This window comes from Intrasporangium sp. (assembly GCF_036566125.1).
Lineage (GTDB): Bacteria > Actinomycetota > Actinomycetes > Actinomycetales > Dermatophilaceae > Intrasporangium.
In genome coordinates, this window is sequence record NZ_DATCWX010000045.1 from 1 (window position 1) to 26,152 (window position 26,152).

Sequence of the window (26,152 nt, forward strand, 5' to 3'; positions counted from 1 at the left end):
TTCGCACCCGAAGTTTTTTGATTGTTACCTGAGCGTGAGACGCCGGAGGCCGCCCAACAGGTCGGTGGGCGGCCTCCGTGAGGGGACGATTCAGGCGACTCCGGTCAGCCGTTGCCGCCCGCCCGGAAGGCGAGCCAGGCGTCACTCATGCGCTCGGCCTGGCCCTCGGTGAACATGTCCATGCACGAGTCCTGCGTGTAGTCCATGAAGTTGTGGATCGGGTCGAGCCCCGGGGCGGCACACGTGTCCGCGCCGACCGGGCAGTTGAACTGCGGGTGCGCCTCCTTGGGCGTGTCGGCGACGAAGTCACCCGACGCCGAGCATCCCGCGTTGAAGGTGTGGTGCAGCGCGAGCCAGTGCCCGACCTCGTGGGTCAGGGTGTCGCCCAGGCCGTACTTCCAGGGCTTGCCATCGTCCAACCCGCCGGGCATCGACTCGTCGAGGATGACGACGCCGTCGATGTAGTCGCGGCCGTTGTTGTAGTCCTTCGGGAAGTAGGCCCAGCCGAGCAGGCCGGCGCCGATGTTCGCGGAGTAGACGTTGAGCGTCTCGGAGTCGCCTTCGTACAGGGCCTTCTTCATGTCGCGCTCGACCTTGCCGGGGACGACGTCATACCACGCGTCGTTGACGACCCAGTTGATCTTGCTCAGCTCGAAGCGGAACGGCGTGTCCGCGGCGTCCGGCGCTGTCCTGCCGGCATACGAGTCGTTGAGGACCTCGATCTGGTCCTCGATCATCGTCTGGAACCGGCTCTTCTCCGCGGCGCTGAGCTCGTGGTCGGAGATCGAGTGGAACACGGTCTCGATGGTGACCGATCCATTGGCCAGACGGGGAGCGTCGGGTAGGACGCCGTAGGCCTTGGCCTCGTTGTCGGGGAAGAGCTTCGGTTCTTGGGCGCCGCTGCCGTCGCGAACGCGAGCGATGTCGGCCAAGCCGCCCGCCTCGTCGCACTCGGCCACGGCCGGTGAGCTCGACACGCCTGATGCGGGCGCCGCGCTGACGACCGGCGTCGAGCCGCTGACGATGAGGGCGGCAGCAGCGGCCGTGCCCATGAGGGCCAGCCGCGCATGGTTCTTTCTCAGCATCGATGTGGGACCTTTCGGTGGGGCGCTCCTGGTGGAGGACGCTGAGACGCTACCGTCCATTGCGAGTCCTTGGGCCCTTGCGAGTCAACCGATCTGAGGAAGCTGCGCCGGCCTCGAGCGCGCCGATCACCTCGGCCAGCACGGCGCGGGCCTGCTCCACGTCGAGATCCTTCGAGACAGGTCGCCACACCTGACGCCCCGCGCGCACGGCCGCCACGTGCACTCGCCGACCCTCGTCCGTCAGGCGCAGATCGACCGAGCGGCCGTCCGCGCCGGGGGTCCGGCTGAGGATCCCCTCCCGGACCAGTTTCGCGAGGTGAGCGCTGAGCGTCGACGGCTTCGCCCCGATCAGCTCCGCCACCTCTGACGGCGTCGTGCTGCCCAAGGCGTCGACCAGGCTCGTCACGGCATAACCCGTCGGGGTGAGGCCACTGGACTCGAGCGCGGTCCGCAGCATGGCGCCGAGGCCCTCGCTGGCCCGCAACAGGTCAAAGAGCAGCCCGAGCTCGGGAGGGCGGCGCGCGGTCATGGGTCCAAGGATGCCCGTCGAGAAGGGCGCTCGCGCCCGGAAGCCGGCTCAGCGGCATACGGCATCGACGTGCCAGAAGAATAGGGAGCCCGGCTCGTGAACGAGCCGGGCTCCAGTGGCGGTTCACGTACCACAACGGGCCAACCGCCGAAGTTCTCCTCACCCATCCGGGCAACCTCCGCGAGGTTAGCCCCGCCGACCCGCGGCCCGCTGCGACGTTGACCGGATCGTGACCATTCCGTCGCGGTTTCGCTGCATGATGGCTTCGGTACTCGCCGGTACGTGCAAAGGAGCGCTCATGACCAATCTCGCCGCCAATCTCGTCGCCACCGCGCAGCGGCTGCCGGACAAGACCGGCATCAAGCTCGACCAGGGCGAGGTGACATGGGGTCAGCTCCACGGCGCCGCCGCCACGGTTGCGGGACAGCTGCGCGCGGCCGGCCTGGAGCCGGGGGATCGCGTCTCCCTCATCCTGCCGAACGTGCCCGCCTACCCCGTCCTCTTCTACGGGACCCTGCTCGCCGGCGGCATCGTCGTCCCGATGAACCCGCTGCTCAAGAGCGGCGAGATCGCGTACTACTACCAGGACGCGGGCACAATGTTCTCCTTCGTCTGGCCGGACTTTGCTGAGGAGGCCCGCAAGGCGGCCCAGATCGCGGCCATCGAGGGGGTCGCCACCCAGGTCATCGAGTGCACCCCGATGGGGCCGGTGGCGGGAGCGCTGCCGGACGGCGAGCCGGTGACCGAGCCGGTCGACCGCGCCGACGACGACACCGCGGTGATCCTCTACACCTCGGGCACGACGGGCAAGCCGAAGGGTGCCGAGCTGACCCACTTCAACCTGCACCGCAATGCCGAGCGGTCGGCCACGGACATCATGGAGATGACCGAGGACGACGTCATCATGGGCTGCCTGCCTCTCTTCCACGTCTTCGGCCTGACCTGCGGGCTCAACACGAGCGTCCTGCGCGGTTGCACCCTGACCCTGATCCCCCGCTTCGACCCCGCGAAGGCGCTCGAGGTCGTCGGCCGCGACCACGTGACGATCTTCCAGGGAGTGCCGACGATGTACGCCGCGATGCTCAACCACCCCGACGCCGAGACCGCCGAGACGTCCAGCCTGCGCACCTGTGTCTCAGGCGGGTCGGCGCTCCCGGAGGCTGTGATGCGCAACTTCGAGAAGACCTTCGACGCCCAGATCCTCGAGGGATACGGCCTCTCCGAGACGTCGCCGGTCGCGTCGTTCAACATGCCGGACCGGCCGACCAAGCCGGGCACGATCGGCTGCGCCATCCCTGGCTGCGAGATGAAGCTCGTCAACCTCGACGGCACCGACACGGCGCCCGGCGAGATCGGCGAGATCGCGATCCGCGGCGAGAACGTCATGAAGGGCTACTGGCGGCGGCCGGACGCCACCGCAGAGGCAATCCCGGACGGATGGTTCCGCACCGGGGACCTCGCGACGGTCGACGAGGACGGGTACTACACGATCGTCGACCGCAAGAAGGACCTCATCATCCGGGGCGGCATGAACGTGTACCCACGGGAGGTCGAGGAGGTGCTCTACACGCACCCCGACGTCCTCGAGGCCGCGGTGGTCGGGGTGCCGGACGCGACGATGGGCGAGGAGATCGGTGCCGCCGTGGCGCTGCGACCGGGGTCGTCGACGACGCTCGACGAGGTCCAGGAGTACGTCAAGGAGCGGATCGCCGCCTACAAGTACCCGCGTCAGTTGTGGCGGCTCGACGAGCTGCCCAAGGGCCCGACGGGCAAGATCCTGCGCCGCGAGGTGCATCCGCCGGCCTGACCTGGGTCACTGCCTGGCTGGCTGTGAAAGGTCGCCTTCCCTCCCGGGTGGGCGACCTTTCACATTCGCCCGTATGCCGCTGAGCTCGGTTCGCGTCCCACGTGTCCTTCCGCCCCGGTGGCCTTGTGATCGTTATCGGTTCTCGGCCCGGGGTAGTGGAGCGGGAGCACTCGAAGCCTTCAGAAGGGTGGGCTGTCGAGCTTCTCTGGCGTGGCGTCCGCCACGCCCACGATTGGAGGACACATGTCCCAGCACACCAACGGACCGACGTCCGGGAGCCTGCAGGACACGGGCCTACCCGAGTCGGGCATGACCAGTTCAACCAGTTCGATGCCGGGCTCCATGACGAGCTCGACCACCACCGGCGCGACGACCACCGGCTCGAGCGGCTACACCGGTTCCGGCGCATCGACCGGGTCAACCGGTTCGAGCAGCTCGACGACGGACGCGGCCAAGCACGCCACCCGCGAGACGGCCGAGACGGCAAAGGACGAAGCCCGCAACCTGGCCGACACCGCGAAGAGCGAGCTCGGCAACGTCGCGTCCACGGCAACCGACCAGATGCGTCGGCTGGTGGACCAGTCCCGCTTCGAGCTGACGGAGCAGGCCCGGTCGCAGCAGCAGCGCCTCACCACCAACCTTCGGACGCTGACCGACGAGCTCGACTCGATGGCTGGCCAAGGCGACCAGCAGGGTGTCGCGCATGACCTGGTGCGCCAGGTCTCGCAGCAGGCCCGGGCGCTCGGCGACTGGCTTGACGGCAACGAGCCCGGCGCCGTCCTCGACGAGGTCAAGCGGTTCGCGCGGCGCAAGCCGGGCACGTTCCTCGCAGTGGCGGCCGGTCTCGGCATTCTGGCTGGCCGGATGACGCGTGGCCTCAAGGCAGCGGCTGACGACGAGGAATCGCAGTCGTACCGCGCCACCGGCTACACCGCGTACGGCACCCCGACGTACCCGTCGTACCCGACGGAGACGACCGGCGTGACCGAGACCGTCATGGACGGCCCCCTGACGACGACCGGCACGACGGCGACCTACCCGGTGTCGACCGAGTCCGCGCGGGGTGACACCCGATGATCGAGGTGCCCGGCGCACGCGAGGCGCCACGCCACGAGTTCCACGAGGCGTCCGACAACCTCCCGGGCGAGCCCCTCGGCAACCTCGGGGACGTCGTGTCGGACATCGCCAAGGACATGTCGACGCTGCTCCGGCAGGAGACCGAGCTCGCCAAGGCGGAGCTGCGGGAGTCGGCGAAGCGGGCCGGCAAGGGATCCGGGCTGCTGGGCGGCGCGGGACTGGCCGGCTGGTTCGTCCTGCTCTTCCTGTCCATCGCCCTCTGGTGGGTGATGGGCGACGCCTTGGGCCTCGGCTGGTCGGCGGTCATCGTCGCAGCCATCTGGGCCATCATCGCGGCCGTCCTCTACTCGATGGGCCGCAGCGAGCTCAAGCGGATCCAGGGCATGCCCAGGACGGCGGAGACCGCCAAGCACATACCTGAAGCCATGAAGGGAAACGAATCATGACCGACTACGAGACCGAGAGGCTGCGCACCGAGGTGGAGCGCACCCGTCAGGAGCTCAGCGACGACGTCAACCGGCTCGGGGCGACCGTCTCCCCGAGCAACATCGCCGAGCGTCAGAAGGCAAAGGTGACCCAGCGGGTCTCGGGGTGGAAGGACCGAGTCATGGGAGCCGCCGGGGATGCCAGGGAGTCGACGATGGGCGCGGCGCACAGCGTCGCGGACACCGGCCACTCAGCCGCCGACACCGTCCAGGACACCGCGCATGACGTGAAGGTCAAGGCGCGCCAGCAGACGCAGGGCAATCCCCTTGCGGCTGGCGTGGTCGCGTTGGCCGCCGGCTGGCTCGTCGGGTCGATCCTGCCCGCGTCCGAGAAGGAGAAGCAGGCGGCGACGGCGGTCAAGGAGCAGGCGCAGCCGGTCCTGGAGCAGGCCAAGACGGAGGTGCGGGAGGCCGGGAGCGAGATGGCCGAGCACCTCAAGCAGCCGGCGCAGGAGGCCGTCGAGGAGGTCAAGATGACGGCGAGCGACTCCGCGCAGGAGCTCAAGTCCCAGGCCCAGAGCTCGGCGGACACGGTCAAGATGGAGGCGCAGGAGCGCGCGCAGGACGTCCAGCGCTGACGCGCACCGTCGGTTGGCTCGGCCTCGGGATCAGGACCTGTCCTGCCCGAGGCCGAGCTCGCGTGTCTCCTCGATGGTGCGAGCACCGGTGAGCGCCATGGTGAGGTCGAGCTCGGCGAGCAGGTGCTCCATGACGGCCCGGGCTCCGGCGCCGCCGCCAACGCCGAGCCCGTAGACCCAGGGTCGCCCGATCAGGACCGCGTCGGCTCCCAGGGCGAGCGCCTTGTAGATGTCGGCGCCACTCCGGATCCCGCTGTCGAAGAGCACGGGCACTCGTCCCCGGGTCTCTCGCACGACCTCCGGCAGCGCATGCAGGGACGCGATAGCGCCGTCGACCTGGCGCCCGCCGTGGTTCGAGACGATGAGCCCATCGACACCGTGATCGATCGCCTTGGCCGCATCGGCTGGATGCTGGATCCCCTTGAGCAGGACTGGCAGCCGGGTGTGCCCACGCAGCGACGTAAGGTCGTCCCACGTGAGCGATGGGCGGGAGAAGACGTCGAGGAAGGTCTCGACGGCTGCGCGCGGTAGCGGGGACCTGAGGTTCTCCCTGAGGTTGCCGGGCCAGTGTCGCGCCATGGAGACGGCCGCTGCGACCGCGGACCTGGTCGGGCGAGGCCTGGGCTCGGCGGCAGCCACGGGGTTGGCCACCCGCTCCTCGACGAGGCGACGGAAGATCGGGTCACTGATGTACTGCGCAATGCCCTCCGCCCGGATGAAGGGCAGGCTGCCCAGGTCGAGGTCCATCGTCCGCCAGCCGAGGGTGTGTGTGTCGAGCGTGACGACGATGGCATCGCTGCCGACGGCCTCGGCCCGGCGTACGAGCGACCCGACGAGGTCATCGTTGCTGCTCCAGTAGAGCTGGAACCAGCGCGGGCAGTTCCCCAGGGTGGCGGCTGTCTCCTCCATCGGCCTGGAGCCCTGAGTCGAGATGACGACCGGGAGCCCGAGCTCACGGACGCCCTCGGCGAGCTCGACGTCGGAGCGCGCGTGCACGAGCTCGAGGGCGCCGATGGGAGCGAGCAGGACGGGGGCCGGGATTCGCCGACCGAGGAGCTCGATCCCGAGGTCCCGCGAAGAGACGTCGACGAGCATCCGGGGCACGATCGGGTGGTCGTCGAAGGCGGCCCGGTTCGCCGCATCGGTGCGGTGCTGCCCGGCGCTGCCGGCCACGTAGGCCCACGCGCGAGCACTCAGCTTCCTGCGGGCGGCTCGCTCGAGCGCGCTCGGCTCCACCGGCGCCGCCGGCAGCCGCCCGAAGAGTCCTTCTCGATAGATCCGACTCTGGACGCGCCGTCCGACGCTCTCCTGCTCGCTCATGCGGTCAAGGATGCACCCGGCGTCCCCCATCGAGTGAACAACTTTCGGCCCGAAAGCTGTTCACTCGATCGGATGGCTAGTTGATCTCGACGTCGCCAGAGCCCGTCCTCACCTTGATGAGCTGGTCCGCGGTAGCGCTGGACGGGACGTCCACGTTTTGGTCGCCCGAGCCGGTGTCCACGTCGAGGCGGAACTGGTCGGCGTCGGGAGCGTCGATCGACACGTCACCGGAGCCGGTCTCGACATCGAGGCTGTCCGGTGCGGACGGCAGCTCGACGTCGATGTCGCCGCTGCCCGCGCGGAGGACGGCGTCCCCTGTGTCGGAGTCGAGGCGGAGGTCCATGTCACCGCTGCCCGTGCGGACATCAACCTTGGTTGCCCGGGAGTCCAGGCCAAGGTCCACGTCGCCGCTCCCGGTCCGGAGCAGCACGTCCGCGCTGCTCAGCGCGTCGGCCTCGACGTCACCCGAGCCGACCTCGAGGTCGATCGTGCCGAGCGACCCACCGAGGACCACGTCCCCCGATCCGCCGCGGAGCTTGACCGCAGTGCTGTCGGGAACGCGGACGATGTAGTCGATCCCGCAGCGCCACGACACGCCTTGGCAGTCCGCGCCGGAGATCGCGACGCCGTCGGCATCCCAGGTCTCGTTCGGCTTCGGCTTGGTGCCGCCCAGACCCCAGTCGAACCGTCGGGTCACCTCGATCGTCCCGGCGGGTGCCCCGCCAACGATGTCGACGTCGTTGGAGCTGACGTCGAAGGAGATGGTGTCGCCCGTGAACGGGCGGACCTCGGTCTGCGTCTCGGACTCGGTGATGACCCCGAAGCTACCGATGATCAGAGCCAGCCCGACGCCGGCCACGGCCAGCCACGGGCCACGGGAGCGGCCCGGAGGACGCGCGGGGGTCGATGGCGGAGCCTGCCACGCGCTCGGTGGCGCTGGGGGCGGTGCGGTCGGTGAGGGTGCCTGAGCCGCCTCGAGACTGTCGCCATGGATACGGTCGTCCGGCACGTCCGTCACCGGAGGCATGGTCGGCCGAGGGAGGAATGGACCTTGGGTCGGGGTATTCGCTGAGCCGCCCGGCGATGGAGCGCTGGGTGTGGAGGTCACCGCACCACCGTAGGCGCGACCCGTGAGCTGGTCCACGAGATATCCGCCCTTCGGGTGTGCGTCAGGGGATCAGCTTGCCGGGATTGAGGATCCCCGATGGGTCGAGTTCGGTCTTGATCGCACGAAGGAGACCCACCCCGACCTCGCCGATCTCCGCAGGGAGGTAGGCCCGGTGATCGGTGCCGACGGCGTGATGGTGGGTGATGGTCCCGCCGGCATCGATGATGGCCTGGCTCGCCGCGGCCTTGACCTGGCGCCACTGGGCGAGCGGGTCCTCGGACTCGGGCGTGACGAACGTGTAGTAGAGCGAGGCGCCGTCCGGGTAGACGTGGGAGACGTGGCACATGACCACCGCACGGCGATCCTCGACCTCGAGCGCGCCGCGGATCGCGGCGCCGACGGCCTCGTGCAAACGGGAGAGGTTGGCCCAGCTCGTCGCCGTCTCGAGGGTCTCGACGAGGAACCGGTGGTCCATCAACTCGTCCCGCAGGTACGGGCCCGAGAACCGGCCGCGCTCCCACGCCCGGCCGACCTGCTTGGGCAGCCGTCGGCCCCCCGCTTGTCCGAGCAGTCGGCGGGCAGCGCGGTACCGGTGCCGGAGCTCGCGCTCATCGGTTCCCTCCCAGACGAGGACGAGGAGGGCCGGCCGGTCCAGCCCACCTGCCCGGACGTAGCGGAGCAGGCGCCGGCCCGAGCCTCCCGCCAGGGTGAGGTTGACGCGCGTCTCGTCCTCGTCCGACAGGCGGCAGATCGTCGGCAGCGCAGCTCGGCCCAGCTCGTGGGTCAGCCCATGCAGGGCATTGGTCCCCGCCACGAAGGACGGGAAGACCCACGCAGCGTGCCGCTTCGCGGTCGGCAGCGGGGCGACCCGCAGCGTGACCTCGGTGATGACGCCCAACGTCCCCTCACTCCCGACCACCACGTCGAGCAGGCGAGGGCCGGCGGCCGAGGCCGGGGCACGTCCGCCGAGGACGAGCTCGCCCCGCGGTGTGGCGAGCCGCAGACCGACCACGTTGTCGTCGATCCGGCCGTACCCCGTGGAGGCCTGGCCCGCTGACCGCGTCGCGACGTAACCGCCGACCGTTGCCTCCTGATGACTCTGGGGGTAATGCCCGAGGGTGAGGCCGTGGGCGTGCAGCGCCTGCTCTGCCTCTGGGCCCCGGAGGCCCGGTCCGAGGGTGGCCGTCCTGCTGATTGGGTCGACGGCCGCCATGTCGTCAAGCCGTCGCAGGTCGAGCGCGATCACGGCGGCGAAGCGTTCGTGGTCGGTCCCCGCGCCCACGCCACCGACGACACTCGTGCCGCCGCCGAACGGCACGACTGCGACCCGGTGCTCGGCACACACTGTGAGCAGGGCTGCGACCTCACCGGGACTACCCGGGACGACCACGGCGTCGGGCGCGTTGGACCCGTCGCCGGTGCGCAGCCGATACAGGTCCGGATAGCTCTTGCCCCCCGCGTGCTCGATGCGCCAAACCCGTTCGAGATGAACGTGATCCGGTCCGACGAGGTCGGCGAGCGCCTGCTGAGCCGCCGCCCCGGCGCCGACCTCCTCCAGCCGTGACGGCGCGAGAGCGACCTCCTCGAGTGCGACGGGCGGTGAGGTCTGGCGCTGGCTGACGTGGACACCGCGCAGGCCCAGCTCGGTCCGGAGGAACCGCCACGCCACGTCGCTCAGGGGGTGCGCCTGCGTCGGGTCGCCCCACCCGTGCCACACGGACCGCGGAATCACCTCGGTGAGAAGATCTGTCACATGTAACACTGTTACAGAAAACGTTTCATCAGTACAGTGAAGGACATGGACACTGCCCAGCTGGCCGCTCCGAGCGCTCCGAACACTGACGAGGCACTGCTCGCGGCCGTGAGGGACGAGGTCCTCGCCTACGGCGTGCGTCGTGCCACGGCAACGTCGATCGCCCAGCGGGCCGGGGTCTCACGCGTGACGGTCTATCGGCGCGGAGGGGGCATCAAGCAGCTCCTCCTCGACGCCCTCGTCGCCGAGTTCCGCAACGCCGTCGAGGAGGTCACGGCCGAGGTTCGCGCGGAGCAGTCGCCGCGGGACGGACGGGCAGCGGTCACCGCCATCGCCGCGGGCATGGTGAAGAAGCTCAGCCACGCGCCTCTCGTCGCAGCCCTGCTCAAGCACGACCCGGAGATGCTGCTTCCCTATCTCGTCGATCGCCATGGGCGCAGCCAGCAGCTGATGATCGAGGCGATGACCAGCGCGATCGCCGCAGGCATGGCGGACGGCTCCATCCGCGACGGCGACCCGGTGCTCCTGTCCGTCGTCCTCCTGCACGCTCTCACGCCCTTCGTCATCGGCCTCGGCGTCGTCACCGCGAAGCACGACCCCACTGAGGTCCTGGCCGAGGTGCGACACCTCGTCGATGCCTACCTGGCCCCGGAGGCCACGAGCTGAGGAAGCCGCCATGACCGTCTCCATCAACGCGCGGACCCGCTCGCAGGCCCTGCACCGACTGGCTAGTGAGTCGTACGACGTCATCGTCGTGGGTGGAGGGGTCACCGGCGCGGGCGTTGCCCTGGATGCAGCCTCGCGCGGGCTTCGCACGGCGCTCGTCGAGCGTCATGACCTCGCCGCGGGCACGAGTCGCTGGAGCTCCAAGCTCGTCCATGGCGGCCTGCGCTATCTCGCGAAGGCAGACGTGGCGATCGCGTGGGAGTCGGCTCGTGAACGGCACGCCCTCATGACCGCGATCGCACCCCACCTGACGCGAGCCATGCCGAATCTCGTCCCTCTGGGGACCTCGACACCGCCCGTCACGGGGCTCGCCCTCGAGGCCGCGATCCGCCTGGCCGACGGACTCAGGGTTGCGTCGGGCACCCCGAGGAGGCTGCTGCCCCGGCCGTCACGCATCAGCGCCGCCGAGACGCTCGTCCTCGCGCCGGGACTGCGGTCAACCGGTCTCCGCGGTGCCTTGCTCTACTGGGACGGCCAGCTCGAGGACGATGCGCGACTCGTCACGTGCATCGCCCGGACGGCGGTTGCCCATGGAGCGGATGTCGTCACCCGGTGCAGCGCCACCGCGCTCGGCGACCGCAGCGTGATCCTGCGCGACGAGCTGACGGGCGAGTCGTTCGAGGCACGCGGCCACGTCGTCAACGCGACGGGGGTCTGGGCCGGCGAGCACGAGCCGTCCGTTCACATCCTGCCCAGCCGCGGCTCCCACCTCATCGTCCGCGCCAGCGCCGTCGGGTCCCCGAAGGCGATCTTCAGCGCGCCGGTGCCGGGCCACCGGGCCCGATTCGTGTTCGCCGTGCCACAGCCGGACGGGCTCGTCATCCTGGGCCTCACCGACGAGCCGGCCCCTGGGGTCGACGGCTTCGCGCCGGCGGTGCCGGACGTTGACGCACGGTTCCTCCTCGACACCATCAACACAGCCCTCGCACGGCCGCTGGAGGCCCGGGATGTCGTTGGCCGCTATGCCGGACTTCGTCCACTCGTCGAGGACGGGCGCGGGATGAGCGCCGACGTCTCCCGCCGGCACCTGCTCGTCGACGAGCCCGGGCGTGCCGTGACGATCACCGGGGGCAAGCTGACCACATACCGCCGGATGGCCGAGGACGCCGTCGACGCCGTATGCCGCCGGGCCGGCTCCCCGGTCGCGTGCCGGACTCGCTCCCTCCCCCTGGTCGGCGCGGCGCCCAGAGACGTCCTGGCGCGCACAGGTGCGCCGACGCGACTCGTGCGCCGCTATGGCACCGAGGCCATCACCGTGTCGGAATTGCGCGACGCTCATCCGGACCTCGCCGCGCCGGTGAGTGACTCGTGCCCGACCCTGGGCATCGAGTTCCTCTTCGGCGTCCTCCACGAAGGCGCCATGGTGGTCGAGGACCTGCTCGAGCGGCGGACCCGCGTCGCGTTCGACGAGGCTGTCCTGCCCGCCGCGCGCGAGCTGGCGGAGCGTGCCCTCGACCGCGCAGGCGAGCTGGTCGGGCCCGCGAAATGAGTCGCCACCCGGCAGGCCCGCTGGCAGGGTGACCACATGACCACCCCCGCAGCGCCGGCGCCCCTCCTCACCGACGGCACCGTGACGCTGCGGCGACACACCGCGGCCGACGTGGACGGCATCGTCGGGCAGTCCATGGATGCGCAGTCACAGCGCTGGACGACCGTGCCGCGTCGGTACACGCGCGCGGATGCGATCGCGTTCCTGCAGCACATCCGGGGCGAGTGGGAGAACCCGGGAGGCAAGCGCTACTGGGCCATCGAGGTCACCGGAGCCGACGGCAGACCGCAGTTCGGGGGGACGATCGATCTTCGACCCGGTGAGGCGTGGGACCACGCGTCGATCGGGTTCGGCCTCCACCCGGCCGCTCGAGGCAGAGGAGCGATGTCGCGAGCAGTGCGTCTCGTGGCGGCCCACGCGTTCGAGCATGGCCCCTGGGGACGGCCGCTTGGCCGGATCCACTGGCGCGCCATCGCCGGGAACTGGGCTTCACGCCGGGTGGCCTGGGCGACTGGATTCACCTTCCACGGCACCCTGCCGGGCACGCACCCCAACGTCCTCGACCCGTCCGGGCCGGCAATGGACTGTTGGTACGCCAGCCTTGCGGCCGGAGAGCCGATGCATCCCCAGACCCCTTGGCTGGAGCCAGTTGCGTTGGAGGACGCGCGAATCCGGCTTCGTGCCTTCCGCGAGTCAGACGTCGACGACCTCGAGGAACGGAACGACCCGGGGCACTGGTTCCCACAGCGGTCACTCCTCAGCCCTGACACATTCGGCGCCTGGCTGGCGCGCCGACTCGAGCTCATGGCGAGCGGCTCCGCCATCGAGTGGGCCATCGCCGATGCTGGCACCGACCGGGCGCTCGGCCACCTCACGGTCTTCGTCCGCGACGGGACGCTGACTCGCGACGTCGCCGAGCTCGGCTACCAGCTCGTGCCGAGCGCTCGCGGCAAGGGCGCTGCGAAAGCGGCCTGCCGCCTCGCGATCAGCTACGCGTTCACGCCCAAGGAGGACAGCGGTCTCGGGTTGCGAAGGCTCGTCGCGGAGACGGCCGCGGACAACGTTGCGAGCAACGCCGTGCTCCGTGCGGTCGGTTTCACCGAGTTCGGCCGGGAGCGTGCAACCGACCTGCTGCCCGACGGCACCTACGGTGACGGCCTGCACTGGGAGCTGCTCAGCTAGGCGGCGGCATCCTTCCGGGGACGACCCCGGCCCCGCTTGCGCGCCACGATCGCGCCGTCGACGACCAGCTGGCCGCCCCAGACGCCCCAGGGTTCACCCCGCTCGAGCGCCCCCGCGAGGCACTCCTGCCGCAACGGGCACTCCCCGCAGAGCGCCTTGGCCAGCTCGACCTGTTCCGGCCGCTCGGCGAACCAGAGCTGCGGGTCGTACTCGCGACAGGGGATTGCCCCGGTGGCTTCCAGACGTAATCGAGTCCGTCGGGGCTTGGTCAGTGATGGTCCCTGCGTGGAGGTCATGGGCCCTATCCTCAAAAGTGAAGCGAACTTGAAGTCAAGGGAAGCGATCGGCGCTGCCCCTCACTCCTATGTCGAAGCAGAAGTGCCGGATTCGACACAGACGGCGCGTCCCGGCCGAGAAATACCGCGAGACGTTCCTGGACACGCGTGTACGAGTTCCAGAGTATGGAAGTCATACACGGATGTTCAAGATAAATCTCGCGATAGCGTCCCGGGCCCACCTGAAAGCAGGCGAAGCCCCACGGAAGGTGCCGTGTGCAGCTGACTCAGCTCAGCGGCATACGGCACTCTCCGTGGGTACCGACAGCGCCGGTTGTCGTCAGGCGGCGACCGGCTGCTTGCGCGGGCGGCCCCTCCCTCGCTTGTACGCGACGACGGCACCGTCGACGACCAGCTGTCCACCCCAGACTCCCCAGGGCTCCCCTCGCTGGAGCGCGCCGGCGAGGCACTCGACCCGCAGCGGGCAGGTCCCGCACAGGGTCTTGGCGAACTCGACCTGCTCCGGCCGCTCCGCGAACCAGAGCTCCGGGTCGTACTCCCGACACGGAATCGTCTCGCCTCGTCGGAGCACCTCGCCGTTGAGGTTGGGTTGCTTGCTCTCCTTCATTGTCTACCCCTGTAATCCGGCGCACCCGTGGAGGCGGCCCGCCGGTTCAGATGTTGGCCAGCGGTGGAGCGCTGGCGGTCATTGGGTCGAGATGGCTTGAGTGGCATTCCTCCTTCCGAACGTCGATGTGGTGGGTCGGCGGTCGACTCCTCAGCCGCCCGGCGCCACGGTGTGGCTTCGGTGGAAGACGTTGTCCGGGTCCCACTCCGCCTTGACCGTGGCCAGTCGGGCGTAGGTCTCGGGCGGATAGATGTCGTGGATGCGGTCCGGTCCCTCCTCCCCGACGAAGTTGCCGTACGCGCCCGGCGTGCCACCGGACAGCGAGGCCTGGAGTGCCTCGAGCCACGGACGCTGCGCGTCAAGGGTGCTCGGGTCGCTGACGATCGCGGCGACGTTGACCATGAGCGGCCACTCACGGTGGGCATACGCGGTGGCGTCGGAGTCGACCCGCGAGATGGCTCCCCCGAGGACCCGAGTGTTGACGACAGCCATCTGCACGTCCGGCGAGGCGAGCTGCTTCGTCAGCGTGTCGAGGATGAGCTGCGCGTCGTCGCGGTCGAACCCGCGCGAGTAGCCGTTGCGGCTTGTGGCGACCGGGTGGAAGTCGTCCGGCTCCGGCTGGAACATTCCCCGGTAGGGCATCTCCTGCAGCAGGTCGGCCAGTGGGGTGGCAACAGCACGGAACGGCGCGAGCACCGGCTCGGCGGCCGCGGCGGGGCCGGCATACGTCAGCAACGCCAGCACCACGAGCTCCCCGTGCTGCTCCTTGGGCAGGAACGGCATGGGCGGTGCCGGCATGACGTTGATCATGGCGCTCAGCTCCTCGGGTGCCGCCTGGGCCAGGCGGACGAACTCCGTGACGGTGTCAACCGTCGCGGGGACCATGAGCATTCCGCCGACCACCTGGGGCAGCGGGCGAAGGCGGTAGGTGAACGTCGTGACCACGCCGAAACCACCGCCGCCACCGCGCAGGGCCCAGAAGAGGTCGGGGTGGCGCTCGGCGTCCGCAACGACGACGCGCCCATCGGCGGTGACGAGCTCGACCGCAAGCAGGTTGTCGATGGTCAACCCGTGCGCCCGGCTGAGGAACCCGGCACCACCGCCAAGGGTGATGCCGCCGACGCCGACCGAGCCGGTGTCACCGAACCCGATGACGAGCCCGTGCTCGCCCGCTGCGGCCGTGACGGCGCCTGCCGTGGCACCCCCGCCGACCCGGGCGACGCCCTCGTCGACGTCGATGTCGATGCTGTCGAGATGGCGGAGGTCGATGACGAGCCCGTCCTCGACCGTGCTGTGGGCCGCGAGGCTGTGCCCGCCGCCCCGGACGGCGAGCTCGAGCCCGACCGCTCGGGCGAACGCAATGGCGGCCGCGACGTCATCTGTGTCGCGTGGTTGGACGATGACAGCGGGCGTCCGGTCGAGGTGTCGGTAGTACAGCTGGTTTGCGGCCCCGAATCCCTCGGACTGGGGAGTGAGGACCTCGCCGGCGATGGCGTCACCCAGTGCCTGCAATCGGTCCCGTTCGATGGTCAGTGGTCCATGTGTGGAGGTCATGGCGTCCATCCTTCGATTTGAACTACACGTGAAGTCAAAGCTTTTTCGCCGGGCTGGTTCCTCCTTCTGTCTGGCCCGGGCACGGCATCGGCAGTTGCCGCCCGCACCCGTACGTCGATCGAGAGCCCACCTCTATGACGCATTGGGTCGGCGATGTGTGACAGTCCCCGATGACGCTACGTCGCACCACTGACAGTGGAAACGTTTCGCGCTGGATTTACTCCCAATGGCGTAGACCCGAGTCCGCCGCCTACCCCTCAGGGCGTAGGTGCCGCCGCGTCTCGTGGCTGAACGGACGAACGGTGTGCCAGAGCAGGGCGAGGGCAAGGAGCTGCGACGCCCCGACCGTCGCGACGAGAGCAGGTAGCGAGACGTCGTAGAGCCACCCGATGGCGACGCCGCCCACGACGGCGAAGGCCCCCTGGATTCCCGCGAAAACGCCGTAGGCGGTTGCCCGTCGAGGTGGGGGGACGAGCTCGGCGACGAGCGCCTTGACCGCGGAGTCCTGGACGCCGGCCGCGAGCCCCCAGACGACAACGCCGGCCACGACGATCGACGTCGAGTCGCTCAGGGTCAGGGGTGGGACGGCGGCCACGAGGACCGGCACGACCAACAGCACGTGCGCACCGACTCGGTCGTAGACCCAGCCGACGACGAGCGCAGAGACGGCGCCGACCGCCATCGCCAACGCATAGATGAGGGGGACCCCGGCCACCGGGAGCACACGGTCAGCTGCGAGGTGGTAGCCGATGATCCCGAACGTGACGAGTCCGCCGGTCGTCAGGCTCGCCGCCACGGCGAAGCGGAAGAACTCTGCGGGCAGCTCCCGACCGAGCGCGTCGGCCAGCCAGGTCCCTGCGGGACCCCGATGCCGTATGCCGCTGGGCCGGCTCCCGTCGTCAGCGGCAGTCCGCGCCCCCAGGAGACCCTCGAAGAGGGCACCCTCACGCGTCCGGGCCCGGAGCACCAGCAGGATGATCATCGCTGCGGCTCCAGGGAGGGCGAGGACGAGCATCCCGGGCCAGATCACGCCTGTTGCGGCGACGACCGCTGCCACGAGGAGGGGTCCGGCGAAGGCCCCGACCTGGTCCATCGCCTTCTGGACGCCGAACCCCTTTCCGCGGCCCACTGCTCGGGCTGCCTCGGCCAGCAAGGTGGACTTCGATGGGCTGCGGACGGCCTTGCCGCTGCGCTCCAGCAGGATCAGTGCCGCAGCGACGGCCAGGCCGGCCGCGCCGAGGAAGGGCGTCACGGCGAGGAGCGGCACGCACACGGCGGTGAGGCCGTAGCCGGTGATCGTCAGGGCCCAGTATCGACCGGACCGGTCCGCCAGCGGTCCGAAGACGAGTCGCAGCACGAGGGCCATCGCCTCGCCGAGGCCCGTGACCAGTCCGACGACGAGTGCCGTCGCGCCGAGGGACGCGAGGAGCGGCCCGTACATCGAGCGCGCCCCCTCGTAGACCATGTCGGCGGTCAGGCTGATGAAGCCGAACCAGATCACGACCCGCCACTCGGTCATCGGTCTGGACACACGCACCATGATGCCTCCGCTCAGGGACACCTCAGGGTTGGTGCGGGGACGATCCCCATGGCGGTCGGGACCCGGCCTGGTTGACGGTGGAAGCATGCCCGCGACCGCCCGATCCTCAACCGTCGTGCTCAGTCACCGCCCGCCCATCCGCACCACCCCGGCCACACCGGGCCGGCGCGCCCCGGCCCTCGCCCTCTTCGGACCGCTCCTGCTCTTCGTCCACGGCATCCTCGCCTGGCTCGACGGGCCTGACGCCGGGTCCGGCACGAGCTCGGTTGCCGTCGTGGCGGGGCTGGCCCTCGTCGCTGCGGTCGTCGCGCTGGCCCTGCTTGCTGCCCGACTGGGCGAGCAGACGGGTGGCGGGATTCTGGCGACGGTCGCCGTCGTCGCCTCCGCCTTCGGCGCAGGGGCGGTCGGCGCAATCACGGTGGGACGGATGCTCGGCTACCTCGGCGGAGGCCTCCCCACCGCGTTGACCGCCGGCGGACCGATCCTCATCGCGGTTGGCCTGGGTCTCCTGCTCTGCCGGCTCGATCTCGCTGGCCGGGTCCCGACCTCCGCTGTTGCCCTCACCCTGCTCGGTGCCGCCATCGTGGCGATGCCGTGGGGACTCCTACCGCTTGGTGCCCTCCTCCTTCTCTTGGGACTGGCTCCCATCGCCGGGACGTGAACGGCAGGATGGCGACATGCGCGCCACCACGATCCATGCCCCACGAGACATCCGCCTGAGCGAGGTCGCCGACCCGACGATCACCGCAGCCACCGACGCCGTCGTCCGCGTCGTCGCGGCCTGCATCTGTGGCTCCGACCTGTGGTCCTATCGCGGCGAGAACCCGATCACCGCCGGCTCGACGATCGGCCACGAGGCGATCGGAGTCGTCGAGGAGGTGGGGTTGGAGGTCCGGTCCTTCCGGCCGGGTGACTTCGTCATCGCGCCGTTCGACCACTGCGACAACACCTGTCCGCACTGTCTGGCCGGCGCTCAGTCCGCCTGCATCAACCTGGGCTTCACGACGAGCGGGCAGGCCGAGTTCACCCGCGTGAACCAGGCCGAGGGCTCCCTCGTGAAGATGGACGGCACACCCGACGAGTCGTTGCTGCCGTCGCTGCTGGCCCTGTCCGACGTCATGGCAACGGGGTGGCACGCCGCGGTCGCCGCGGGTGTCCGGCCGGGGACAACGGCGGTCGTGGTGGGCGACGGAGCCGTTGGACTCTGTGGCGTGCTCGCTGCACGCGAGCTCGGCGCAGCGCGGATCGTCGCCATGTCCCGGCATGCGGACCGGCAGCGGCTCGCACGCGAGTTCGGCGCGACCGACGTCATCGCCGAGCGCGATGAGGCCGGGGTCGAGGCGGTCCTCGAGCTCACCGACGGCGTTGGCGCCGACGCGGTGCTGGAGTGCGTGGGGACGGACCAGGCGATAGGGACGGCGTTCCAGATCGCCCGAGCCGGGTCGACGGTCGGCTTCGTCGGCGTGCCGCACGGCGTGCAGCTGCCCGTTCGGCGGATGTTCCAGCGCAACATCGGTCTCGCGGGAGGCATGGCCCCGGTGCGCCGCTACCTGCCCGACCTGCTCGAGCGGGTGCTCTCCGGCCGGATCGATCCCGGCCGCGTCTTCGACGTGACGCTACCCCTCGACGACGTGGCTGACGGCTACCGCGCGATGGACGAGCGGCGCGCCATCAAGGTGCTCCTCCGTCCCTGACAAGAACACCATGCCGTATGCCGCTGGGCCGGGTCAGCGCCTTCGTGCGGGCCGCGTCCTGGCCGAGACCCCGGCCACAACCGCCACCAGGGCAGCAGTTCCAAGGCCGCCGACCCACCAGACGACGACGCCCGCACGATGTTGCTCCACCAACAGGTCGGTGAGCCAGGGCAGCCGGAGACCGTCGAAGAACTCGGCGGCCAAGGGCGTGGTGCCGAGCGCGAGCACGAGCCCCAGCAGGCCGACCACGACGGCGAGCGCGGCCACTGCCGCCACGGCCAGAGTGCGCGTTCCCACCCGAAACGCTTCGACGATGGACGAGACGAGGACGTAACCGAGGAGGGGTAGCGCCACGGTCGCGATGACGTGGCCCGGGTGGGCCAGGAGCGTCCACTCGAGGCCCGGGCCCAGCACGAGGCCGATCAGCGCCAGGGCCGTGATGCCGACGACGACGAAGGGCTGCCGGGACGACCGGTCGACGATGCCAGCGACGGCCAACGCCGTCTCGTGGATCCCGATCGTCCCGTCCTCCCTGGGGGCGGATGCCTTGAGAACCAAGCCGACCGGGTCACCGATGACGAGCAGCACCGGCACGATGAGCAGCTCGACGAGAACGAGCGCAAGGTGCCACGACAGCGCGACCCTCCCGAGCGTTCCAGCACCCCCCGAGGTGGCCGCCGCGAAGACGACCCAGCCCATCACCCAGGCTGCGGTCCGTCCACTCGGCCACGCGCGGTCTGCGCGTCGGAGGCGGACGAGCCCAGCGGCATACGTGCTGATGGCGACGGCGGCAAGGGTGAGCATGAGCCAGTCGGTTCGCCACGGGAGCAGCCAGGACCACGCGCCTGGGGCCGCAGGCGCCGGGAAGCCCGTCAGCGCGAGCGCCGGCGTCGGGTCCACGACGTCCTCGGACAGCGGTGGGGCGCTGCGCGTCAGCGCGGTCGCGACGCCGATCGTCGCGGCCATGACGGTGACCTCGACAGCCGCGAGGCGCCAGAATCCGCGGCCCGACTCCTCGAGCCGCGGGATGGTCCAGCGGCGGTGCAGCCAGCCGGCGACGCCGAGCGCCAGCAGGGCGACGGCCTTGACGACGACGAGAACTCCGTAGGGCGTGGTGAGATCCGACCAGCTCCCGAGCCTCGTGGTGGCCGCGACGACGCCCGAGACGGCGACCGCGCAGAAGCACCACAGTGCGATCGTCGACCATCGGCGCACGGTGGGCGTGGCAGCAACTCCGGTCGGGCGGAGCGTCAGGAGTGCAAAGAGGCCCCCGACCCAGGTGGCCGCCGCGACGATGTGGACAGCCATGGCGTTGACGGACGTCTCGTGGTCCGACGAATCGCCGGTGTGGCTGGCGAGCCCGAGCACCCCGAGCGAGGCAACGCCCACCGCCAGGAGCGATGCCGTTGCCTGCCGGGGGACAGGCCTCGCCGTGGAGAGAGCGCCGAGCGCCACAGAGCCCACCACGGCCGCACCGACGGAGCTGATCAGGCCGATCCGGGTCGCCTCGAAGGCCCACACGTTCGTGCGCAGGGCGGCGAGGAAGCCCGGCGACTCCAGGGGCATCCCGGAAGCGTCGGCGAAGGTGAGGACGGTGCCGGCCAGGCCGCAGGCGGCCCAGACCAGCGCGGCGATCCCGGCCAGACGCGTCAGCGCGGGTGTGCGCACGACGAAGAGAGCCAGGACGAGCGCTCCCAGGGTCACCGCCGCCGCGAGGTCATGGACGACGCGAAGCAACGGGGCCGACCACCGCACGAGAGGACCCGCGTCAGCGACGAAGAAGAGTGGGTCGGCAGCCCCGGTCGACCGGACTGCCAACGCCGAGGCAACGATCCCCAGAGTGCCGAGCGCGACCACCCCGATGACGGAGCGTGCGTTCATGTGGACGAGTTGACGAAGCCGATGACCACGGCGCCCCACCAGGCGATCTGGGACACCGTCGTCGCGAGCACCATGCGCCGCCATTCCCGCTGGGGGACGTCGACGGGGGACGCGTCCGCGGAGAGCTCGGTGAGCTTGAGGCGGACGGGAGCCATGACGGCGCCGTTGACCGAGACCGCAAGGACGAGGGCCAGCTTGACGAGGGTGAGGGGAGAGCCGAGGTCGGGCCGGAGGAGGGCGCCGGTGACGAAGAGACCGCCGAGGCCGGCCCAGATGATGGGCGAGGCTGCAGCCGCGAGGCGGGTCGACTCCATGAGGGTGCGCCTCCTGGCAAGCCAGAGCAGCCCATGCCAGTCGACGAGGAGCACGGCCCCGAAGGAGGCCACGAGCGACATGACGTGGAGGTCAACGATCAGCGGCCGCAATCGGTAGTCCTCGGGCACGAGACGTGACAGGACCACGGCGGCGACGAACACGACGGCGACGATCCCGAGGCGCTGCACCGATCCCAACCGCGCCGTGGACGGGAAGATGATGTCATCGACCCGAGCCGGCGCGGGAGCGGGCGCACGTGGCTGGGCGGGGGGAGGGTGTGCCCGGGGTGGTTCGGGCGTGCTGGGTTCGGGCGTGCTGGGTTCGGGCGCGCTGGGTTCGGCCGCCGGGGGCTCGGCCTCGCTCAGGACGTCGCCCTCCCCCGGCTCGGGCGAGGGCAGGACGGGCCAGTCGAAGGATCGCCAGTCCGGCCACTCGTCCTCGATGCGCTCGTGGACCGGCCGGGGGTCAGCAGGCTCGGTCTCGCGGACCCAGCGCCTGAGCGTACTCGGACTCACTCCGATGTCTGCCGCGGCAGCCGTGATGGTCAGGTCGGGCCTGGCGGCAAGCGCCACGGCCCTCGTGCGGAACTCCGTGGAGTAGTGCTTCCGCTGCGGTCGGGCAGGTGGGGAGGGGCCGCTGTCCTGGGGCAACCGCTCAGCCGGTGGTTGCGACATGGCGCACCTCGCTTATCCGCGGCACCCGGTGTGTGAACGCAGGTCCGGTCAACCCTGCGAGAATAGCGAGATCGGGGCAGAGCCGGGCCTTTCGGAAGTTCGTCAGGCTCCGTTAATGTCCAGAATCGGCACCAGCGACTCCGCGACGAAACCGCGAAGCACGGGACCACGGGAGCTCACGTCGTGGTAGCAGCCGGTGTTGCCGGGTACGTGCCCTGCCGGATCGGCCTTTTGGGGGTTATCCGATGACAGACCAGCCAAAGACCCGCCGCGAGCGGCGCGAGCTCGAGCGTCGGCATGGACCGGGGGCGGCAGTGGCGCTGACGGTCGTGGCCCTGCTCGTCCTCGGCGCTGCCGTGTGGTTCGGCAAGGGCCTTTTTCTCGGATCTCCGACGGCCGGGCCAGCCGCACTTGGCAGCACGTCGACACCGAGGGCAACGACAGCGGCAACGACAGGCGCCACGGCAACGGCCAAAGCGACGTCGACCGAACCTACGGCTTCGGAGTCCTCACCCACAACAGTGGATCCGGTCGCCGCGCAGGTCGAGGCCTGCCGCAAGGGCTGGGAACTGCAGGCGGCTGCCAACAAGGCGGCGGCAACGGTTCTCGCGGAGTGGGATGCCCATCTCGACATCATGAACAACCTTCAGGCCGGGAAGACCACGCTCGAGCAGGCCAAGAAGGACTGGGGGCCCACCACGGCGAACGCTCCGCAGCACATCGCGGCGTTCCACGCGGCGGACCAGGCGTTCACGTCCTCGAAGTTGCGCTGTGTGAAGCCCGCCGCTGCCACCGGCAGTGCGGCGGCCGCTCTCGCGACGTGTGCGGCGAACATGCAGGTCGTCGACGGCGTCTTGGCCAAGGCCCGGACGGCGATCCAGCCATGGGAGACCCACCTGAAAGACCAGTCTCACTTCAAGGCTGGGGGCATCACGGCAGCAAAGGCCGAGGCGCTCTGGCGTTCCCTCTGGCAGAAGGGCTTGGCGCTCAACCCGCCCTATTTCGCCGCCGCCCAGGCCGGCGCCAAGGCCACCTGCTCACCCTCCGGCTGAACACGCAGTCGCTTTACCAATTGATGGACATGCCGTTACCTCAGTGTGACATCTCCGGATTCGTGCTCTAGTGTCTATCGCGACCCCCTCCCCGTGGGGGCCCGCCCAGAAGCAGACGCCTAGTCCTGCCACTGCCTCGAGGCGCCGTTTGACCCGTATGGCAGGAGCGGGGGAACCACAGTTCCTCCGAGCGCCGTGGAGTTCGCATTGAGCGAAACCCGCGTCGCTCTTGGGGTGCAGCACTCGAGGAAGGCCTTCGGGCCGGAGACGAGAGCCGGGCAGTCTCCGCCCGAACCCGACAGCTAACCTCGCAGGCGCGGAGGTTCTTTGTGAACATTGACACCCGCCCCGGCCGTCACCGCGCGCCGGGTGGCTACAGCCCCTTTGGCGAGCTCAAGAGCATCGCACGCGAGTCCGCCCAGCCAGCGATGAAGGGTGCAGCGGTCGTCGCTGCCGCTGGTGGCCTCGTTGCCACGCTTTCCGCCCCAGCTTCAGCCGAAACCATCACCGACACGTCCGCGGTCGTCGCCGCGCCGAAGGTCGCCGCCCCGAAAGCGGCGGTTGCCGTCGGCCCCGACGCTGCCACTGTCCCCGCTCTTGCTCCGGCACCGGCCCTGAGCTCGATCGGCTACACGGCGCCGGCGCCGAAGAAGGCCGCCAAGCCGAAGCCGCTCGTCATCAAGGACGTCGTTGTCGAGAAGGACCGCAAGGAGGCGGCTGCGAAGAAGGCCGCCGCCGAGAAGGCGCGCAAGGCGGCAGCAGCCCGCGACGCAGCAGAGCGGGCCTCGCGTGACTCCTCCCGGACCAGCCTGACGACGCCGACGTACACGGAGAAGTCGACCGTCAATGGCACGTCCGGCACGAAGTCCTCGTACAACTGGGCAACCGCCGGCCAGTGCACGTGGGGCGCCCTCAACAAGTGGTACCAGTCCGAGGGTTACTACCCGGGCGGCTGGACCGGCAACGCCATGGAGTGGGCGTGGGGCGCCGCCAACGCGGGCTACACCGTCTCCGGCACGCCGCGCACCCGGTCCATCCTCGTCATGCAGCCCGGAGTCTACGGCTCTTCCAGCGTGGGCCACGTGGCCTGGGTGACAGCCGTGAACGGCAACGAGGTCACCATCATCGAGATGAACGCGCTCGCCGGGCCCTACAACTACAACACGCGCACGCTCACCGACATCAGCGGGATGAAGTACATCTACGCGCCGTGAGCTGACTCCGCGCCACCTTCAGAGGGCGGTGAGGTTGCCCAGGCGACCTCACCGCCCTCCGTCGTGCGACGTGGTGGCTTCCTTTACCGATTCTTGGACATTCCGTTACCGCAGCGTGACATCGCCCGATCTGTCATCTACTGTCAACCCCAGCCCCCTTCCCCGGTGGGGTCCACCCAGGGGCGGACGCCGAGTCCTGCCACTGCCTCCGGGTGCCGCTTGACCCGCATGGCAGGAGCGGGGGAACCACAGTTCCTCCGAGCGGCGGCGAGCAGGTTTTCGCACCGCGTTCACGTCGCTCTTTGGGGTGAAGCTCTCGAGAAGGCCTCCGGGCCGGAGACGAGAGCCGGGCAACCTCAGCCCGAACCCGACAGCTAACCTCGCAGGCGCTGAGAGGTTCAGCCGTGAACAGTGACCACCGTCCCGGACGTCACCGCGCGCCGGGTGCCTACAGCCCCCTGGGCGAGCTCAAGAGCATCGCGCGCGCATCTGCACAGCCGGCCATCAGGGGCGCAGCAGTCGTTGCTGCCGCTGGTGGCCTCGTTGCCACACTCTCCGCCCCCGCTTCGGCCGAAACCACGGCAGAGGGCGCAGCGGTGGCCGCCGCCCCGGTCCGGGCCCCCAAGGCCCCAGCGCTCGTGGGCCCCGATGCCACCCCCAGTCCCGCCCCGGCAGCGTCGACGGCCCTCAGCTCGATCGGCTATGTGGCCTCGGCGCCGAAGAAGGCCGCCAAGCCGAAGCCCATCGTCATCAAGGACGTCGTCGTCGAGAAGGCCCGCAAGGAAGCGGCCGAAAAGGCCCGCCGAGAGGCGGCTGCGAAGAAGGCCGCCGCAGCAGCGAAGGCCCGCAAGGAAGCCGCTGCGAAGAAGGCGGCCGCCGAGAGGGCCGCCGCCGAACGAGCCGCCGCCCAGAAGGCGCGCAAGGACGCGGCCGCGAAGAAGGCTGCCGCCGAGAAGGCCCGCAAGGCAGCCCAGCGAGCGTCACGCACCTCGTCACGAACCAGCACCACGAAGTCGACCTACAAGCCCAAGACCACGCTCAACACAACGACGGCCAAGAAGACGACGGCGAGGGCAACCACGGGCAAGAGGTCATCCCACAACTGGGCGACCCCCGGCCAGTGCACGTGGGGCGCTCTCAACAAGTGGTACCAGTCCGAGGGCTACTACCCCGGCGGCTGGACCGGCAACGCGATGGCGTGGGCTTGGGGAGCTGCCAACGCCGGCTACACCGTCTCCAGCACCCCCCGCACTCGGTCCATCGTGGTCATGCAGCCCGGAGTCCACGGCTCGTCGAGCGTCGGGCATGTCGCCTGGGTCACCCGCGTCAGCGGCAACAAGGTGACCATCATCGAGATGAACGCACTCGCCGGGCCCTACAACTACAACACGCGCACGGTCACGCACCAGAGCGGGATGAAGTACATCTACGCGCCGTGAGGTGACTCCGTGCCTCTTTGGAGGAGGTGCCGAGGCCAGGGCCGCCGAGTCAGCGCTGAGCCGATTCAGGGGCCTTGGTGTCGGTAACCGCGGACCGACCACTGCGACTGTGCAGAGAGCGTCGAGAGATCACTCTGGGCCGACAGGGCCGACAGCCGCGACTGGAACGACAAGAACGACAACGCGCTCATCACCGATCCGATGGACCCGATCGACGCGAAGGACCCGACGCTGCCAATCGACAGGATCGACCCGGCACTGCCGATCGACAGGATCGAGTTCGTCGAACCGATCGACAGGATCGACCCATGCGACTTGAAAGACCACTTCGAAGGTCGGCTTTGCCTCACGGGAACCCCTCCAAAATATCGTCGGCCCATGGCCAATGTATGCGCTGAGCCAGCCCTGAGCCAGCATTGGCCGTGCTCCAGCAACGACGCCGAACCAGCCGGCTCAGAACGGCGGAGGTTCCTCCTGGATGCTCGTCTCGGGTTGGGCGGGTTCGTCGTGGATTCTCTCGCGCCAGTTCTTCGGGTAGGTGACGTACTCGCGCCCGGCCAGCGTGGTCCACGCCAGCGCGCCGTCGGGCCGGGGCGTGCTGGTCCACAGCCCGGCGGTCTTGGTGTTGTGGCAGCGGCGGGACTTCGCGTACAGGTTGCCCGCCTCGGTCGCCCCGGCCGGCCACGGCAGCTCGTGGTCCAGGTCGCACCGGTCCGCGGGCACGGTGCAGCCCGGGCCGCGGCAGAC

The 26,152-nt window shown here is 69.9% G+C and carries 23 protein-coding genes, 1 pseudogene and 2 riboswitches; of the genes and pseudogenes, 12 read left to right on the forward strand and 12 right to left on the reverse strand.

Going from position 1 to position 26,152, the window contains the following annotated elements; translation table 11 throughout:
• Positions 1-104: 104 nt before the first annotated feature.
• Both VIR15_RS02740 and VIR15_RS02745 read right to left on the reverse strand, forming a co-directional pair.
• Positions 105-1,085 carry a zinc metalloprotease gene (locus VIR15_RS02740; protein WP_331925938.1) on the reverse strand — a complete coding sequence of 327 codons (981 nt, stop codon included), beginning with the start codon at positions 1,083-1,085 and terminating at the stop codon, positions 105-107.
• A 49-nt stretch (positions 1,086-1,134) separates the two neighbouring features.
• Positions 1,135-1,614, reverse strand: coding sequence for a MarR family winged helix-turn-helix transcriptional regulator (locus VIR15_RS02745; RefSeq protein ID WP_331925939.1), 480 nt, complete (start codon positions 1,612-1,614; stop codon positions 1,135-1,137).
• Between the two features lie 298 nt (positions 1,615-1,912).
• Between VIR15_RS02745 and VIR15_RS02750 the strand changes: the two genes are divergently transcribed.
• From VIR15_RS02750 to VIR15_RS02765, 4 genes are all read left to right on the forward strand, one after another.
• Positions 1,913-3,421 (forward strand): long-chain-fatty-acid--CoA ligase, encoded by a 1,509-nt coding sequence (locus VIR15_RS02750; protein ID WP_331925940.1) that lies wholly within the window; start codon positions 1,913-1,915, stop codon positions 3,419-3,421.
• A gap of 243 nt (positions 3,422-3,664) precedes the next feature.
• Entirely contained in the window at positions 3,665-4,498 is an 834-nt protein-coding gene (locus tag VIR15_RS02755) for a hypothetical protein (protein WP_331925941.1), read from the forward strand.
• The gene (locus VIR15_RS02760; RefSeq protein ID WP_331925942.1) at positions 4,495-4,944 is read left to right on the forward strand and encodes a phage holin family protein; all 450 of its coding nucleotides are present in this window, start codon (positions 4,495-4,497) and stop codon (positions 4,942-4,944) included. Before VIR15_RS02755 ends, VIR15_RS02760 begins: the two co-directional genes overlap by 4 nt.
• On the forward strand, positions 4,941-5,561 hold the full coding sequence (locus VIR15_RS02765; protein WP_331925943.1) for a DUF3618 domain-containing protein: 621 nt from the start codon (positions 4,941-4,943) through the stop codon (positions 5,559-5,561). The genes VIR15_RS02760 and VIR15_RS02765 overlap by 4 nt, the downstream gene beginning before the upstream one ends.
• 30 nt (positions 5,562-5,591) lie before the next feature.
• Here VIR15_RS02765 and VIR15_RS02770 read toward each other — a convergent pair whose 3' ends face one another.
• From VIR15_RS02770 to VIR15_RS02780, 3 genes are all read right to left on the reverse strand, one after another.
• Positions 5,592-6,881: an alpha-hydroxy-acid oxidizing protein gene (locus VIR15_RS02770; protein WP_331925944.1), complete on the reverse strand. Its 1,290-nt coding sequence runs from the start codon at positions 6,879-6,881 to the stop codon at positions 5,592-5,594.
• Between the two features lie 76 nt (positions 6,882-6,957).
• A complete protein-coding gene (locus VIR15_RS02775) occupies positions 6,958-7,899 on the reverse strand; it encodes a DUF4097 family beta strand repeat-containing protein (RefSeq protein ID WP_331925945.1) in 942 nt (313 codons plus the stop codon).
• Positions 7,900-8,050: 151 nt separating this feature from the next.
• Positions 8,051-9,742, reverse strand: coding sequence for an FAD-binding oxidoreductase (locus VIR15_RS02780; RefSeq protein WP_331925946.1), 1,692 nt, complete (start codon positions 9,740-9,742; stop codon positions 8,051-8,053).
• Between the two features lie 45 nt (positions 9,743-9,787).
• Between VIR15_RS02780 and VIR15_RS02785 the strand changes: the two genes are divergently transcribed.
• The 3 genes from VIR15_RS02785 to VIR15_RS02795 are packed head-to-tail and all read left to right on the forward strand — an operon-like array spanning position 9,788 to position 13,139.
• Positions 9,788-10,408 (forward strand): TetR/AcrR family transcriptional regulator, encoded by a 621-nt coding sequence (locus VIR15_RS02785; protein ID WP_331925947.1) that lies wholly within the window; start codon positions 9,788-9,790, stop codon positions 10,406-10,408.
• Between the two features lie 10 nt (positions 10,409-10,418).
• Positions 10,419-11,957: a glycerol-3-phosphate dehydrogenase/oxidase gene (locus VIR15_RS02790; protein ID WP_331925948.1), complete on the forward strand. Its 1,539-nt coding sequence runs from the start codon at positions 10,419-10,421 to the stop codon at positions 11,955-11,957.
• A 36-nt stretch (positions 11,958-11,993) separates the two neighbouring features.
• Positions 11,994-13,139, forward strand: a complete 1,146-nt coding sequence (locus VIR15_RS02795) for a GNAT family N-acetyltransferase (RefSeq protein ID WP_331925949.1) — start codon at positions 11,994-11,996, stop codon at positions 13,137-13,139.
• On the opposite strand, the gene VIR15_RS02800 is transcribed toward VIR15_RS02795, so the two are convergent.
• From VIR15_RS02800 to VIR15_RS02815, 4 genes are all read right to left on the reverse strand, one after another.
• The gene (locus VIR15_RS02800) at positions 13,136-13,435 is read right to left on the reverse strand and encodes a WhiB family transcriptional regulator (RefSeq protein WP_331925950.1); all 300 of its coding nucleotides are present in this window, start codon (positions 13,433-13,435) and stop codon (positions 13,136-13,138) included. The genes VIR15_RS02795 and VIR15_RS02800 overlap by 4 nt on opposite strands.
• Positions 13,436-13,754: 319 nt before the next feature.
• Positions 13,755-14,042: a WhiB family transcriptional regulator gene (locus tag VIR15_RS02805; protein WP_331925951.1), complete on the reverse strand. Its 288-nt coding sequence runs from the start codon at positions 14,040-14,042 to the stop codon at positions 13,755-13,757.
• A 150-nt stretch (positions 14,043-14,192) separates the two neighbouring features.
• The gene (locus VIR15_RS02810) at positions 14,193-15,596 is read right to left on the reverse strand and encodes an FAD-binding oxidoreductase (protein ID WP_331925952.1); all 1,404 of its coding nucleotides are present in this window, start codon (positions 15,594-15,596) and stop codon (positions 14,193-14,195) included.
• Positions 15,597-15,846: 250 nt separating this feature from the next.
• Positions 15,847-17,136: an MFS transporter gene (locus VIR15_RS02815; RefSeq protein WP_331925953.1), complete on the reverse strand. Its 1,290-nt coding sequence runs from the start codon at positions 17,134-17,136 to the stop codon at positions 15,847-15,849.
• Positions 17,137-17,221: 85 nt separating this feature from the next.
• Here VIR15_RS02815 and VIR15_RS02820 point away from each other — a divergent pair, with 85 nt between their 5' ends.
• Together VIR15_RS02820 and VIR15_RS02825 are read left to right on the forward strand one after the other, a co-directional pair.
• The gene (locus VIR15_RS02820) at positions 17,222-17,797 is read left to right on the forward strand and encodes a hypothetical protein (RefSeq protein ID WP_331925954.1); all 576 of its coding nucleotides are present in this window, start codon (positions 17,222-17,224) and stop codon (positions 17,795-17,797) included.
• A 16-nt stretch (positions 17,798-17,813) separates the two neighbouring features.
• Entirely contained in the window at positions 17,814-18,830 is a 1,017-nt protein-coding gene (locus VIR15_RS02825) for a zinc-dependent alcohol dehydrogenase family protein (protein ID WP_331925955.1), read from the forward strand.
• A gap of 33 nt (positions 18,831-18,863) precedes the next feature.
• Here VIR15_RS02825 and VIR15_RS02830 read toward each other — a convergent pair whose 3' ends face one another.
• Complete coding sequence (locus VIR15_RS02830; RefSeq protein WP_331925956.1) at positions 18,864-20,711, reverse strand: bifunctional copper resistance protein CopD/cytochrome c oxidase assembly protein; 1,848 nt, start codon at positions 20,709-20,711, stop codon at positions 18,864-18,866.
• On the reverse strand, positions 20,708-21,700 hold the full coding sequence (locus VIR15_RS02835; protein ID WP_331925957.1) for a transposase: 993 nt from the start codon (positions 21,698-21,700) through the stop codon (positions 20,708-20,710). Before VIR15_RS02835 ends, VIR15_RS02830 begins: the two co-directional genes overlap by 4 nt.
• 245 nt (positions 21,701-21,945) lie before the next feature.
• Here VIR15_RS02835 and VIR15_RS02840 point away from each other — a divergent pair, with 245 nt between their 5' ends.
• The 3 genes from VIR15_RS02840 (at position 21,946) to VIR15_RS02850 (ending at position 25,405) form a co-directional block, all read left to right on the forward strand.
• The gene (locus VIR15_RS02840) at positions 21,946-22,752 is read left to right on the forward strand and encodes a hypothetical protein (RefSeq protein ID WP_331925958.1); all 807 of its coding nucleotides are present in this window, start codon (positions 21,946-21,948) and stop codon (positions 22,750-22,752) included.
• A gap of 132 nt (positions 22,753-22,884) precedes the next feature.
• Positions 22,885-23,083, forward strand: a riboswitch (cyclic di-AMP (ydaO/yuaA leader).
• Positions 23,082-23,966, forward strand: coding sequence for a CHAP domain-containing protein (locus VIR15_RS02845; RefSeq protein WP_331925959.1), 885 nt, complete (start codon positions 23,082-23,084; stop codon positions 23,964-23,966). Its footprint overlaps the riboswitch before it by 2 nt.
• Positions 23,967-24,172: 206 nt before the next feature.
• Positions 24,173-24,367, forward strand: a riboswitch (cyclic di-AMP (ydaO/yuaA leader).
• Between the two features lie 3 nt (positions 24,368-24,370).
• Positions 24,371-25,405, forward strand: coding sequence for a CHAP domain-containing protein (locus VIR15_RS02850; protein WP_331925960.1), 1,035 nt, complete (start codon positions 24,371-24,373; stop codon positions 25,403-25,405).
• A 453-nt stretch (positions 25,406-25,858) separates the two neighbouring features.
• Here the strand turns inward: VIR15_RS02850 and VIR15_RS02855 are convergent.
• Positions 25,859-26,152: pseudogene (locus VIR15_RS02855) on the reverse strand (HNH endonuclease signature motif containing protein); the annotation flags it as partial.